Genomic DNA, 13,829 nt, shown 5'->3' on the forward strand with positions numbered 1-13,829 from the left:
CGGGGGGGGGGGGGGGGGGGGGGGCCCCCCGGGGGCCCCCCCCCCCCGGGGGGGCGCCCCCCCCCCCCCCCCCGGGGGGGGGGGGCCCCCCCCGCGACCAGCCCCCACGGCGCCGCAGCCGACCCACACCCCATCGCCACACCCAGCGGAGCGCTAGCGCTCCGTCACCTTGCCGTCCGCCACCTCCAGACGGCGGTTCACATGGACGGCGTCCAGCATGCGGCGGTCGTGGGTGACGAGGAGGAGCGTGCCCTCGTACGAGTCGAGGGCCGACTCCAGTTGCTCGATGGCGGGCAGGTCGAGGTGGTTGGTCGGCTCGTCGAGGACCAGCAGGTTGACGCCTCGGCCCTGGAGCAGGGCCAGCGCGGCGCGGGTGCGCTCGCCCGGGGAGAGCGTCGCCGCCGGGCGCAGCACGTGGTCCGACTTCAGGCCGAACTTGGCGAGCAGGGTGCGGACTTCCATGGGCTCCGTGTCGGGGACGGCCGCGGCGAAGGCGTCCAGCAGCGACTCCGGGCCGTGGAACAGCTTGCGGGCCTGGTCGACCTCGCCGATCAGGACGCCGGAGCCGAGGGAGGCCCGGCCCGCGTCCACGGGCACCCGGCCGAGCAGCGCACCGAGCAGGGTCGACTTGCCCGCGCCGTTCGCGCCCGTCACGGCCACCCGGTCCGCCCAGTCGATCTGCAAGGACACCGGGCCGAGGACGAAGTCACCGCGCCGGACCTCGGCGTCCCGCAGGGTGGCGACCACGGCGCCGGAGCGCGGGGCCGTCGCGATCTCCATCCGCAGTTCCCACTCCTTGCGCGGTTCGTCGACGACGTCGAGGCGTTCGATCATGCGCTGGGTCTGGCGGGCCTTCGAGGCCTGCTTCTCGCTGGCCTCGCTGCGGAACTTGCGGCCGATCTTGTCGTTGTCGTTGCCCGCCTTGCGGCGCGCGTTCTTCACGCCCTTGTCCATCCAGCCCCGCTGCATCTGCGCCCGGTCCTGGAGGGCCGCCTTCTTGTCGGCGTACTCCTCGTAGTCGTCGCGGGCGTGCCGGCGGGCCGTCTCGCGCTCCTCCAGGTAGGCCTCGTAGCCGCCGCCGTACAGGTTGATCTGCCCCTGTGCGAGGTCGAGTTCGAGGACCTTGGTGACGGTGCGGGCGAGGAACTCGCGGTCGTGGCTGACGACGACCGTGCCGGCGCGCAGACCGCTCACAAAACGTTCGAGGCGTTCCAGGCCGTCCAGGTCGAGGTCGTTGGTCGGCTCGTCGAGCAGGAAGACGTCGTAGCGGGACAGCAGGAGGGAGGCCAGGCCCGCGCGGGCCGCCTGGCCGCCGGACAGGGACGTCATCGCCTGGTCGAGGTCCACCGCCAGGCCGAGAGAGTCGGCGACCTCCTCGGCCCGTTCGTCGAGGTCCGCGCCGCCGAGGCCGAGCCATCGCTCCAGGCTCGTCGCATACGCGTCATCGGCGCCCGGCGCGCCTTCGACCAGCGCCTCGGTGGCCTCGTCCATCGTCCGCTGGGCCTCGGCCACACCGGTGCGGCGGGCCAGGAACTCCCGCACGGTCTCGCCCGGCCGGCGCTCCGGCTCCTGCGGGAGGTGGCCGACGGACGCCGAGGGCGGGGAGAGGCGCAGCTCGCCCTCCTCCGGCGCGATGAGCCCGGCGAGCATCCGCAGCAGCGTGGACTTGCCCGCGCCGTTGGCCCCGACGAGCCCGATCACATCGCCGGGCGCGACGACGAGGTCGAGCCCGGCGAACAGCGAGCGGTCGCCGTGGCCGGCGGCGAGGTTCTTGGCGACGAGGGTGGCAGTCATCAGACCGCCGATCCTAACGGCCCCGCGACACCGCTCGCGCCTGAGTTCTCAGTGGGCCATCGCCTCCACCAGCACGCTTCCCGATGTCCGCGCCACCACGAAGGACTCCCCCTTCACCGCCTTCGCGTCCAGCGCGATGCGATGCCGGCCGGGCTCCAGGATCCCGTCGAAGACCTCGTGGGCGTGGGGGCGGTACAGGCGGTCCAGGCGGTACGCCGTGAGCCGGACCCGGCACGGCGAGGTGACCTCGACGCCCGCCTCGCCGTCGGCGGCGACCAGCCGGGTCAGCCGGCGCCGGTCGGCGGGGCTGCGGTCCAGGGCGTGCTCGATCTGGGCGACGAGGAGCGGGACGATCGGGGCGAGTCCGTCGACGTAGGCGACGTCGACACCGGCGCGTTCGAAGGCGCCACGGACGGCGGCACGTTCCTCCTCGGTGACGGCACGGCCGAAGGCGACGGCGCCGTAGCCGCGCAGTTCGTCGGCGAGGACGCCGGCGGCGTCGCGGGTGATGTCGGCGCCGATGCCGATGGTGCGCAGCGCGGCGGCGAGCTTGGCCAGCAGGGCGACGCGGGCGCCGATGAGCAGGACCCGGCGGCGGCCGGGGGCAGTCTCCTCGCCGTCGAGCAGGGAGGCCAGGGCTGCCCGGTACTCGGCGCCGGCGAAGCGGAACGGCCCTATGCCGTGGTAGCCGTTGAGCTCCAGGTCGGCCTCCTCCTGGGTCTGCCAGGCGAAGTCCCGCCAGATGAAGTCGTCGCCTTCCTTCTGGATGACCGCGGTGACCGCACCGCACCCCAGGTCCTCGCACTCGGGACAGCCGTAGATGACGTACCGGCCGCCGGGCAGCGGTGCGTCGGTCTCCAGCAGCAGGCTGCGGACCTGGGCGGTGAAGATCGCGGGTGGGACGTCGGAGGCCAGTGGGGAGACGGCGTCGAGGTCGGAGAGCTGGAACAGCAGCGGACGGTCGTCGACGATGAAGTCCACGAAATCCCGGTGCACTTGGTAGTCACCGTTGGCGAGGACTCCACCGGCACGCATCGCCGGTGCCAGGCCGAAGGTCGCGTACTCGGCAGACATGCTGTGAGTATCCCCAGAGAGACCGCTCTCTGAGCACGGCATGACACATTCCGCTACGGTCCCTGCGTGGACAGTGAACCGGACGACGAGGTCATCGTGGTCGGCGGCGGGGTCATAGGGCTGACCACGGCCGTCGTCCTCGCCGAGCGCGGCCGCCGGGTGCGGGTGTGGACGCGGGATCCCGTGGAGCGGACCACCTCGGCCGTTGCGGGCGCGCTGTGGTGGCCGTACCGGATCGAGCCGGTCGCGCTGGCGCGCAGATGGGCGCTGCGGTCGCTCGACGTGTACGAGGAGCTGGCGGCACGGCCCGGGGCGACCGGCGTACGCATGGTCGAAGGGGTACTGGGCGAGACGGATCCGGACGACGCCTGGGTGGCCGACCGGCTGCCGGGACTGCGTCCGGCGACCGACCGGGAGTACCGGGGCACGGGGTTGTGGGCGCGGCTGCCGCTCATCGACATGGCGGTCCATCTGCGGTGGCTGCGCGAGCGGTTCCTCGACGCGGGTGGGGCGATCGAGGTCCGTACGGTGTCCGGGTTCGCGGAGGTCGAGGCGCCCGTGGTGGTCAACTGCACCGGGATGGGCGCGCGGGAGCTGGTGCCGGACGCGTCCGTACGGCCGGTGCGCGGGCAGTTGGTCGTCGTGGAGAACCCCGGGATCCGGACCTGGCTCGTTTCCACCGACGCGGCCGGGGCGATGGCGTACTTCTTTCCGCAGCCCGGCCGGTTGCTGCTGGGCGGCACGGCGGACGAGGACGACTTCTCGACCGAGCCGGATCCGGCGGTGGCCGCGGCGATCGTACGGCGGTGTGCGGCGCTGCGGCCGGAGATCGCCGGGGCGCGGGTGCTGGACCACCGGGTGGGGCTGCGGCCGACGCGCAACGCGGTCCGGCTGGAGCGTGAACTGCTCCCCGACGGGCGGCTGTTGGTGCACAACTACGGCCACGGCGGCGCGGGAGTGACGGTGTCGTGGGGGTGCGCGAGCGAGGCGGCGCGGCTGGTGGCCGGCTGAGTGCTCTTCACCGGCGTACACGGTCCGCAGTCCGCAACCGGCCCGCGCCCTCCCACGGCGCGCCTGGTGGAGCGTCAGTCCTTGCCGATCGGGTCCCCCTCCCGCTCCGTCCCCGGTCCGGGCCCGATCCGGATCTCGAACTCCCCGTCGTACTGCTTGTGCCCCTCGACGACGGCGAGCTCGACCACCTCGGAGGCCATCTCCTCGCGCACGATGATCGGGTCGTGGCGCAGATCGCGCATGAGGGCGACGCACATCCCGATCATCACCAGCAGGAACGGCGCCGCGGCGAGGATGGTGAGGTTCTGGAGACCGGTGAGAGCGTCGCCCTCGCTGCCGACGAGCAGCATGATCGCGGCGACGGCCCCGGTGACGATGCCCCAGAACACGACCACGAACCGGCCGGGTTCGAGCGCGCCCTTCTGCGAGAGCGTCCCCATCACGATGGACGCGGCGTCGGCGCCCGAGACGAAGAAGATGCCGACCAGGATCATCACGAGCAGGCTGGTGGCGGTGGCGATGGGGTAGTCCCGCAGCACGGCGAAGAGCTGGCCCTCGGGGGTGGCCTCGTCGCCGAGCCGGTCGCCTTCCTGGAGCTTCATCGCCGTACCGCCGAAGACCGCGAACCAGACCAGGCTGACCGTGCTGGGCACGAGGATCACGCCGCCGACGAACTGGCGGATGGTGCGGCCACGGCTGATACGGGCGATGAACATGCCGACGAAGGGCGTCCAGGAGATCCACCAGGCCCAGTAGAAGACGGTCCAGCTGCCCAGCCAGTCGGCGACGCCCTGGCCGCCGGACGCCTCGGTGCGGCCCGCGAGCTGGGGAAGGTCACCGAGGAAGGCGAAGACCGAGGTGGGCAGCAGGTCCAGGATCAGGATGGTCGGGCCCGCGACGAACACGAACACCGCGAGCAGCAGCGCCAGCACCATGTTGGTGTTGGACAGCCACTGGATGCCCTTCTCGATGCCGGACACGGCCGAGGCCACGAAGGCGAGGGTCAGGACGGCGATGATGGCGACGAGGAGTCCGTCGCTGACCTCGTCCATCCAGTCCAGTTCCTGGAAGCCGGAGCCGATCTGGAGCGCCCCGAGGCCGAGCGAGGCCGCGGAGCCGAAGATGGTCGCGACGATCGCGAGGATGTCGATGACCCGGCCGCCGGCGCCGTTCGCGTGCTTCTCCCCGATGAGCGGGGTGAAGACCGCGCTGACCGTCTGGCGACGGCCCTTGCGGAACGTGCTGTACGCGATGGCGAGGCCGACGACCGCGTAGATCGCCCATGGGTGCAGGGTCCAGTGGAACAGCGTCGTCGCCATCGCCGTCTCCATGCGTTCCCCCGAGTTCTGGGGGTCCGTGCCCGGCGGGGGCGTGGTGTAGTGCGAGAGCGGCTCGCTGACGCCGTAGAACATCAGGCCGATGCCCATGCCCGCGCTGAACATCATCGCGACCCAGGACACCGTGCGGAACTCGGGCTTCTCCCCCTCGGTGCCGAGGTGGATCCGGCCGTAGCGGCTGACGGCGAGCCAGAGGGCGAAGACCACGAAGCAGGACGCGGCCAGCATGAAGGCCCATCCGCCGTTGTGGATCAGCCCGTCGAGCATCGTGCCGGAGGCGTCCTTGAGCGAGTCGGTGGCGGTGGCGCCCCAGACCACGAAGGCCAGGGTGAGCGCGGCCGTCACGCCGAAGACGATCCGGTCGGTCTGCGGCTGCCCGTCGCCGGCGAGACCCGCTTCCGAGCCGGGAAGCGAGCCTCCACCGTGGTCGGGCGGGGAATGCTTGTCATGCGTCACGGGCGGGACCTTTCAGCCAAGTTGTTTACGCGCACTTACCCGATCCGTAAGGCACTACCACACGTGACACGGATCTGATCCGATCAGCAGTCGGTGTCGGCCTCCCCGACGGTCAGGTGGTACGGCGCCCGCCCGTCCAGCAGCAGGGGCACGAGGGCGCGCAGCGACTGGCGCAGCGGTACGAGGGTGCCGTCCGCGTCGTGGCGTGCGAGGACGCCGTGCAGGGCCAGTTCGTCCTTGACGTCCGCGTACTGATCGTCCGTGAGCCGGTAGCCGCAGGGCGGGTCCTGGATGACCTCGGCCGGTTCGGGCGGGTCGTTGTCGGCACCCCCGACGTAGACGGGGCCGGTGTCGGCGTAGCCCGCGAGGCGTGCCTTCGTCGTCGCGGCCTCGACCTGCGCCCGGCGCTCGGACGTGAACCCGAACAGGCCCTTCAGGGCGGCGAGTTGGGAGTTGACCCGGCGCCGGTTGTTGAGTGACTCGTCCGCCTTCTCGGCTTCGGTGAGGGCGTCGACCCGGCTTTCGATGAGCAGTCCGACCGCGTGCTTCACGCCGGACATGTTCCGCAGGATGCGTTCCTGTCCGTCACCGGCGACCTGCTGGATCGGGTCGCCGGTGACGGGGTCGGTCCAGATGCCGTACGTGCCCGTCGTGTACCCGGCGCGCTGTGCGGCAGGACGTACGTACGCCTGGGACAGGGTCTCGCCCTCGTCGTGGACGGCGGAGGCGGTGTTGAGGTTGCGCGGCCAGAGGTCGAAGAGGTCCTTGTCGTAGTACGGCGGTGTCGCGCCGTACTCGTGCAAGTCGTAGACGGTGTCGGGACGCTGGTCGCGGATGACCGCGGCCATGGCGCGCCCTTCGGCGGTCTTCAGGGCGATGTGGTCGCGGTTGACGTCGACGCCGTCGCTGTTGCCGCGGGTGTCGGCGGCCCGGCCGTCGGGGTTGGCGGTGGGCACGACGAGCACGGTGGTGCGGTCCAGGAAGCGCCGGGTCTCGCGGTCGGTCGTGAAGGCGAGGTCGCGGACGGTGGTCAGACAGGCCTCGCGGCCGGACGGTTCGTCACCGTGCTGGCTGCAGATGAGCAGCACCGTGCTGGGCGCGTTCTGCGCGCCGACGCGCAGGAGTTGGACGGGACGGCCCTGCTTGGTCGTACCGATGCGGGCCAGGGAGACCCGGCTGCTCCCCCGGTCCACGGCGGCCAGGAAGTCCTGTTCCTCCGGCTGAGTGGTCCAGCGGGCCCCGTTCGACTGCTCGAAGCCGGTGCGCGGCAGGGTGTCCGCCGCCTGGGTCGGAACGGCGGTCAGGGAGGCGGCGAGAGCCACCGCGGTGACGGTCAGTGCGCGGATCACCGGCTGCCTCCCGGGATGCGCTGGACGGTGCGCGGCGCCTCCACGCCGTTCAGGGTGGTGGCCTGTGGGGCGGCGTGTCCGGAGCTCGCGGTGGCGCGGGCGAAGGCCGCCCGGCCGCCGACCAGCGGGACGCGGGCCGAGGTGCGGGACAGGTCGAGGGTCAGGGTCGGCTTCGTCGACGGCGGGTCGATCAGGTCCTTGTCGGTGCCCGCGACGATCAGCGCCAGCCGGTGCCCGGCCGGGACCACATGGTCGGTCGCGCCCAGGTCCAGGGTGATGGTGTACGGCTTGCCCGGGGTGAGCGGGACGCCCGTCTCGTCGGAGGCGTGATTGCCGAGGTCGGCCCAGCCGCGGCTGACGACCGTGTAGTCGACTGCCGCCGTTTTCGCCTGCGTCTTCTTGAAGCAGGGGCTGTCGCCGGTGGTGCTCGCGCCCCAGCAGGTGCGGTCGGTGAGGGTGGTGATGCCCTCGCCGCTCGCCGCGTAGTCGCGGATGGTGTCGGGGCCGAGGTCCACGAGGACGGCGGACAGATGGGCCGTCGAGGTGGTCGGGGTCGCGGTGACGGTCACCTCGGACGAGCCGGACAGACGCAGGTCGCGGGTGAGCGGCCCGGTGACGAAGCCCGCCTTGTCGGGTGTCGAGGTGTCGATCTGCGCGGCCCAGTCGGTCTCGCCGAGCTGGGGGTTGTCGGTGAAGGTCTCGGTGCCGGCGGACTTGCTCAGGCCGAGGGTGCCGACGCCGGGCCGGTCGCCCGAGTCGGGGCGCAGGGTGGTGGTGCGGGTGCCGCTGGGCGGCCAGGTGTCGGAGGTGACCCACTGGTCGGGGTGGCGTTCGATGTCGGCCATGGGCTCGTCGTCGATGCCGTTGTCGTAGCCGAGGAGTTCATGGTCGAACCAGCGGTGCAGGGTGTCGACCCAGTCGGCGCGGCGGAAGTCGAAGGGGTCGACATGGCCGGTCTGGGAGAGCCAGATCTTGCGTTCGACGCCGTTCTTCGCGAGGGCGTCCCACCACGGACCGACGTGCTGCATACGGACGTTGAGGTCCTGCATGCCGTGGATCAGGAAGACGCTGGCCTCGACCTTGCGCGCGTCCTTCACGTAGTCGCGCTCGGTCCACAGCGGCGTCCAGTCGCCGGTGCGCGGGGCCTGGTCGACGAGCTTCTGCTGGACGGCGGCGCACTTGGCGCGGGCGTCGGGGCTCTCCACGGCGTCGGACAGCCAGTCGGGGCCGGAGTCGTAGAGCGGGGCGCCCTTGGAGAAGTAGTAGTCGTACCAGGTGGAGATGGCGCTGATCGGGACGATGGTCTTCAGGCCCTCGACCCCGGTGGCGGCGACGCCGTTGGCGATCGTGCCGTCCCAGCTCTTGCCGATCATGCCCGTCTCGCCGTTGGTCCATGTGGCCTTGGCCCGGGCGGTGCCGGTGCGGGAGGTGTAGGCCTTGGCGCGGCCGTTCAGCCAGTCGACGACCGCTTTGGCGGACTGGATGTCGGAGCGGCCGCCGACGTCGACACAGCCGTCGGAGCGGTTGCTGCCGGCGAGGTCGACGCCGACGAAGGCGTATCCGCGCGGCACGAAGTAGTTGTCGTAGAAGAGCGGCATCTGGACGACGTTGCCCTGGGCGTCGTACGTCTTGAGCTGGCTTTCGTTGCCGCGTCCGCAGCAGGAGTAGTAGGGGCTGGCGTCCATGATGACCGGGATCTTCCGGCCCTGCTGGGCGGGTTCGCGCGGGCGGACGATGTCGACGGCGACGCGGTCCGTCTTTCCGTCGCTGTCGCCGTCGAGTCCGGTGTCCACCCAGACGGCCTCGCGGACGGCGTTCTCGTACGAATACACCGGCGTGCTCTCGCGCGGGGCGCTGTGGGCCGCGGCCGGGGTGAGCAGGGCAGCCGTCAGGGCGGCGACGGCGGCCGCCGCGAGCGGTCTCCAGGTCGTGAAGCGCATGCGTATCGGCATGCGCGGACGGTACATCGGTCAACTCCTGTGCAGAAGAGGGCGATCCGATGCGGACGAGGCGCTTGAGCCATTCGGCCCATGACGGCCGAATGGCGATCGTGTGACAGCAGCGACCATGGACATGCCGAGGGACACAGGTAATGAATAGGCTCCGAACAGACTTCGGTCCCCTACGACTTGGAGCTTTCGTGCACCGCAGACTCATCGCGCCGGGCTCGCTCGCCGCGGCCTCGCTGCTGCTGGCGATCCCGGCATCGGCCGCGAGCGTCTCCCCCGGCGCCCCGGGCATCGGCGACCCCTATTACCCGGCCTACGGCAACGGCGGATACGACGTCTCCCACTACGACCTGCGGCTGACCTACCAGCCGGCCACGGACGAGCTGTCGGGCACGGCGACCCTGCTGGCCCGTACCACGCAGGACCTGTCCCGGTTCAACCTGGACTTCCTGCTGGACGTCAGCGAGGTGCGGGTGGGCGGCGTCAAGGCGTCGTTCACGACGTCCGGTGAGCACGAGCTGGAGATCACGCCGAAGAAGCCCCTCCCCAAGGGCACCCCGGTCACGATCGTCGTGCGGTACAGCGGAGTGCCGTCGTCGAAGCAGGCGTACGGGTTCACCAGCTGGCACCGCACGCCGGACGGCGGAGTCGGCGCGAACGAGCCCGAGGCGGCCTGGTGGTGGTTCCCGAGCAACGACCACCCGCTCGACAAGGCCACCTACGACGTGTCGGTGGCCGTGCCCGACGGCAGCCAGGCCATCTCCAACGGCACGCTCCAGTCGACGACTTCCCGGTCCGGCTGGACCCGCTACAACTGGCGCTCCGACAAGCCGCAGGCGACCTATCTCGCCACGCTCGCCGTAGGGAAGTTCGACGTCACGACCGGGACCACCGAGAGCGGTATCCCGGTCATCAACGCCTACAGCAAGGACCTGGGCGCCAACGCCGGCGCGGCGCGAGCCAGCATCGAGCGGACCGGGGAGATCGCCGACTGGCTGGTCGAGTACTTCGGACCGTATCCGTACAACGCGCTCGGCGGGTACGTGCCGAACACCGACACCGGGTACGCGCTGGAGACACAGACCCGGCCCTTCTACAGCCCACGGCAGTTCGCGAGCGGGTCGAACACCTCCGTGGTCGTCCATGAGCTGGCCCACCAGTGGTACGGCGACCTGGTGTCCGTGGCCGGCTGGAAGGACATCTGGATCAACGAGGGCTTCGCCCGGTACGCGCAGTGGCTGTGGTCCGAGCACGAGGACGAGGGCACGGCGCAGGACATCGCGGACTATGTGTACGCCTCGCATCCGGCCGACGATCCGTTCTGGACCGTGAAGCCGGGCGACCCGGGGCCGGAGAACCAGTTCCACCTCGCGGTGTACGACCGGGGCGCGCTGGCCCTTCAGGCGCTGCGGGGCGAGATCGGGGACGAGGCGTTCTTCGCCGTCCTCAAGGGCTGGCCGCAGAAGTACGCGTACGGCAACGCGTCGGTCGCCGACTTCCGGGCTTACGCCGAACAGGTGTCGGGCAAGCCGCTGGCCACGCTCTTCGACACCTGGCTGTACCAACCGTCCAAGCCGAGTACGTCCGCGGCACGGTCGGCGTCCCTTGCGGAGGCCTCGACGGCAGTGGTGCAGCCGAAGTCGTGGAAGAAGATCGCCGCGACGAACGACGTGCATCAGCACACCGACGCGGCGCAGGACGCCCCGCGACACGAGCACTGACGCGCTCCGCGCCCTCCCTCGGTTTACGGTGGGCCCACGCGCCGGACGCGTGGGCCGGCCGGCGCCGCCTGACGAGGGAGTCATCAGTGCGGGACGTCGCGATCATCGAGGCACCGTCCGTGCTGGGGCTGCGGCCGACCGGCGTCGAGGAGCTGCCCGGGGCACTGCTCGACGCCGGTCTGGCCGACGGCCTCGGTGCGGTGCGGGCGGGCAGGGTCGAACCGGGACCCTACGACCCCGAGCGGGATCCGGGGAGCGGGGTCCTCAATCCGGCAGGCATCGCCGACTACTCCGTACGGCTGGCCGACGCGGTGGGCGGGGTCCTCGACGGCGGACGCTTCCCGGTGGTGCTGGGCGGCGACTGCAGCGTGCTGCTCGGCAATCTGCTGGCACTGCGCCGCCGGGGGCACCACGGGCTGCTGTTCCTGGACGGTCACACCGACTTCTACCAGCCGGAGGCGGAACCGGTCGGTGAGGTGGCCTCCATGGAGCTGGCCCTGGCCACCGGGCGCGGGCCCGCCGTCCTGGCCGATCTGGAGGGGCGCGCGCCGCTGGTGCGGGACGCGGACACCGTCGCCCTCGGGTTCCGGGACCAGGCGGAGGCCTCGGTGTTCGGGATGCAGCCCCTGCCGGACGAGCTGCACGCCATGGACCTCGACGCGGTACGGGAGCTGGGCGCGGCCGCCGCGGCCCGGCGGGCGGTGGAGCTCCTCGCGGCCGGCGGGGCCGCCGGGTACTGGGTGCATCTCGACGTCGATGTGCTGGCGGACGCGGTCATGCCCGCCGTGGACTACCGGCTCGCGGGCGGGCTGTCCTGGGAGGAGCTGGAGACGGTGCTCGGCCTTGCCCTCGCCGGCCCGGCGGTCGGCCTCGACGTCGCGATCTTCAATCCGCGCCTCGATCCCGACGGGACCCTCGCGGCGCGGCTCACCGAGTGTCTGCTGCGGGCGTTCGCGTCCCAGGGCTGACCGGCTCGCCCAGCACTCGGCTCGCCAGGTCCGCCGCCAACCCCGGGACGTGCGTGCGGAGTTCGTCCTCCGCGGCGGCCCGGTCGGCCTCGATGCGGGTGGTGGCGCGGGCGAGAAGTGCGTCGCGTTCGCGCACGCCGTCGGCGCGGGCCTCGGCGATGAGCGCCGCGCCCTCGGCCTCCGCCTGCTGGCGGATGCGCGCCGCTTCGTGCCGGGCCTCGGCGAGCGCGGCCCGCGCCTCGCTGCGCTTCTCCTCCGCGAGGGCGCGGACCTGTTCGGCGTGCTCGGCCACTCCGTCCGTCGCCTGTTCACGCGCCTCGATGACGCGGCGGGCACGGCGGAGGAGCGGGACCAGGCAGAGATAGCAGAGGACGAACAGGAAACCCGCGACCACCAACTCCTGGATCTGCGGATTCAGCGGGCCGATCTCCACGGGGATGAGGTCCATGCCACTCCCTTACCCGCTCGCGCGCCACTCTCCCGCCATGGCCCTCCGGACGGTGGGTGTCCGCGGGGCGCGGGTTCGAGGCGCTACTTCGTGAGCTCGGTCAGCTCCCGGTCCTCCGCCCTGGCCGTCCGGCGGCGGATCGCGTACCAGCCGCCGATCAGCATGGCCGCGATCACGGGGATGAGCAGGAGGGTCTTGCGGCCGACCTCGGGGTCGTTCCACATCATGCCGAGACAGGCCAGCAGGAAGACGATCGTGGTGATCTCGGTGACCGGGCTGCCGGGCAGCCGGAAGGAGGGCCGGGCGAGCAGGCCCTCCTTGGCACGGCGGACGAAGGCCAGATGGCAGATCATGATGATCACCCAGGTGCTGATGATGCCCAGGGAGGCGACGTTCAGCACGATCTCGAAGGCCTGGCTCGGCATCAGGTAGTTCAGGCCGACGCCGAGGACGCAGACCGCGCAGGTCAGCAGGATGCCGCCGTAGGGGACCTGGCTGCGGTTCATTCGGGCGGTGAACTTCGGGGCCGAGCCCGCCATCGCCATGGAGCGCAGGATGCGGCCCGTCGAGTACAGGCCGGAGTTCAGCGAGGACATCGCCGCCGTCAGGACCACCAGGTTCATCACATCGCCGGCCGCCGGGATGCCGATCCTCGACAGGACCGTGACGAAGGGGCTCTCGTCGGCGGAGTACACCGAGCCGGGCAGCAGAAGGGCGAGGAGGACGACCGAGCCCACGTAGAACAGGCCCACCCGCCACATGATCGAGTTCACCGCGCGCGGGACGACCTTCTCCGGCTCGGCGGTCTCGCCGGCGGCGACGCCGACCAGCTCCAGGGCCGCGTACGCGAAGATCACGCCCTGCATGACGAGGACCACGGGCATCATGCCGTGCGGGAAGACGCCACCGCTGTCGGTGATCACGCCGAGGCCGGGTGTCCGGCCGCCCACCTCGTGCTGCGTGGCCAGCAGGAAGATGCCGATGAACATGAAGCCGACGAGGGTGGCGACCTTGATGATCGCGAACCAGAACTCCAGCTCGCCGAAGATCTTCACCGAGATCAGGTTCACCGCCAGGACCACCGCCAGGGCGATCAGGGCGAGCACCCACTGGGGGATGTCGGTGAACAGGCTCCAGTAGTGCGTGTAGAGCGCGATCGCCGTGATGTCGGCGATACCGGTCGTCGACCAGTTCAGGAAGTACATCCAGCCGGCGACGTACGCGCCCTTCTCGCCGAGGAACTCGCGCGCGTACGACACGAAGGAACCGGAGGACGGGCGGTACAGGACCAGCTCGCCGAGGGCGCGGACCACGAAGAAGGCGAAGACGCCGCAGACGAGGTAGGCGATTGCGAGGGCGGGGCCCGCGTTGTGCAGACGGCCGCCGGCGCCCAGGAAGAGTCCGGTGCCGATCGCGCCGCCGATGGCGATCATGTTGACGTGGCGGGCCTTGAGGTCCTTGCTGTAGCCGGCGTCGCCCGCGTCCGCGGGCGTCCCGGTCGCCTCGGGACGGTCGGCGACCTGTGCCGTGTCCACGGCGTCCTTGCTCACAGGTGGTACCACTCTCTGGTGCTCCCGGGCGGGGGTGGGCCCGGGTGTCCGTACAAAGGTGTGGCCCGTAACCGCCTTGACGCGGTACGGACCAAGGCAGCACCTTCCCACGGCGATCACGCCCCATGCGGTGGCCCATGTCACAGAGCGTCGCTTCTCACATGGTCATCAG

The 13,829-nt window shown here is 71.3% G+C and carries 10 protein-coding genes; 3 read left to right on the top strand and 7 right to left on the bottom strand.

Features of this window, described 5'->3' with window-relative positions; genetic code table 11:
- Nucleotides 1–153: 153 nt before the first annotated feature.
- On the bottom strand, nucleotides 154–1,794 hold the full coding sequence (locus tag ACIHFB_RS15680) for an ABC-F family ATP-binding cassette domain-containing protein (RefSeq protein WP_365286901.1): 1,641 nt from the start codon (nucleotides 1,792–1,794) through the stop codon (nucleotides 154–156).
- Between the two features lie 48 nt (nucleotides 1,795–1,842).
- Nucleotides 1,843–2,868: an oxidoreductase gene (locus ACIHFB_RS15685; RefSeq protein WP_365286899.1), complete on the bottom strand. Its 1,026-nt coding sequence runs from the start codon at nucleotides 2,866–2,868 to the stop codon at nucleotides 1,843–1,845.
- A gap of 66 nt (nucleotides 2,869–2,934) precedes the next feature.
- Between ACIHFB_RS15685 and ACIHFB_RS15690 the strand changes: the two genes are divergently transcribed.
- Nucleotides 2,935–3,879 carry an FAD-dependent oxidoreductase gene (locus tag ACIHFB_RS15690; protein ID WP_400127049.1) on the top strand — a complete coding sequence of 315 codons (945 nt, stop codon included), beginning with the start codon at nucleotides 2,935–2,937 and terminating at the stop codon, nucleotides 3,877–3,879.
- 74 nt (nucleotides 3,880–3,953) lie between these two features.
- On the opposite strand, the gene ACIHFB_RS15695 is transcribed toward ACIHFB_RS15690, so the two are convergent.
- The 3 genes from ACIHFB_RS15695 to ACIHFB_RS15705 form a co-directional block, all read right to left on the bottom strand.
- The gene (locus ACIHFB_RS15695) at nucleotides 3,954–5,672 is read right to left on the bottom strand and encodes a BCCT family transporter (RefSeq protein ID WP_400127050.1); all 1,719 of its coding nucleotides are present in this window, start codon (nucleotides 5,670–5,672) and stop codon (nucleotides 3,954–3,956) included.
- 83 nt (nucleotides 5,673–5,755) lie between these two features.
- Nucleotides 5,756–7,021, bottom strand: coding sequence for a M14 family metallocarboxypeptidase (locus ACIHFB_RS15700; RefSeq protein ID WP_400127051.1), 1,266 nt, complete (start codon nucleotides 7,019–7,021; stop codon nucleotides 5,756–5,758).
- On the bottom strand, nucleotides 7,018–8,973 hold the full coding sequence (locus ACIHFB_RS15705; protein WP_365286891.1) for a Xaa-Pro dipeptidyl-peptidase: 1,956 nt from the start codon (nucleotides 8,971–8,973) through the stop codon (nucleotides 7,018–7,020). Before ACIHFB_RS15705 ends, ACIHFB_RS15700 begins: the two co-directional genes overlap by 4 nt.
- 188 nt (nucleotides 8,974–9,161) lie before the next feature.
- Here ACIHFB_RS15705 and ACIHFB_RS15710 point away from each other — a divergent pair, with 188 nt between their 5' ends.
- Nucleotides 9,162–10,691 (top strand): M1 family metallopeptidase, encoded by a 1,530-nt coding sequence (locus ACIHFB_RS15710; RefSeq protein WP_400127052.1) that lies wholly within the window; start codon nucleotides 9,162–9,164, stop codon nucleotides 10,689–10,691.
- Nucleotides 10,692–10,777: 86 nt separating this feature from the next.
- A complete protein-coding gene (locus tag ACIHFB_RS15715) occupies nucleotides 10,778–11,659 on the top strand; it encodes an arginase family protein (RefSeq protein WP_400127053.1) in 882 nt (293 codons plus the stop codon).
- Here ACIHFB_RS15715 and ACIHFB_RS15720 read toward each other — a convergent pair.
- A complete protein-coding gene (locus ACIHFB_RS15720; RefSeq protein WP_365286885.1) occupies nucleotides 11,619–12,107 on the bottom strand; it encodes a hypothetical protein in 489 nt (162 codons plus the stop codon). The genes ACIHFB_RS15715 and ACIHFB_RS15720 overlap by 41 nt on opposite strands.
- Before the next feature lie 83 nt (nucleotides 12,108–12,190).
- Nucleotides 12,191–13,657 (bottom strand): amino acid permease, encoded by a 1,467-nt coding sequence (locus ACIHFB_RS15725; RefSeq protein WP_365286883.1) that lies wholly within the window; start codon nucleotides 13,655–13,657, stop codon nucleotides 12,191–12,193.
- Nucleotides 13,658–13,829 lie beyond the last annotated feature (172 nt).

This window comes from Streptomyces sp. NPDC051963 (assembly GCF_044593495.1).
GTDB lineage: Bacteria > Actinomycetota > Actinomycetes > Streptomycetales > Streptomycetaceae > Streptomyces.

Coding starts and splice junctions, on each gene's coding strand:
- ACIHFB_RS15680 (WP_365286901.1), bottom strand. CDS start 1,794: ATGACTGCCACCCTCGTCGCCAAGAACCTCGCCGCCGGCCACGGCGAC.
- ACIHFB_RS15685 (WP_365286899.1), bottom strand. CDS start 2,868: ATGTCTGCCGAGTACGCGACCTTCGGCCTGGCACCGGCGATGCGTGCC.
- ACIHFB_RS15705 (WP_365286891.1), bottom strand. CDS start 8,973: ATGCCGATACGCATGCGCTTCACGACCTGGAGACCGCTCGCGGCGGCC.
- ACIHFB_RS15720 (WP_365286885.1), bottom strand. CDS start 12,107: ATGGACCTCATCCCCGTGGAGATCGGCCCGCTGAATCCGCAGATCCAG.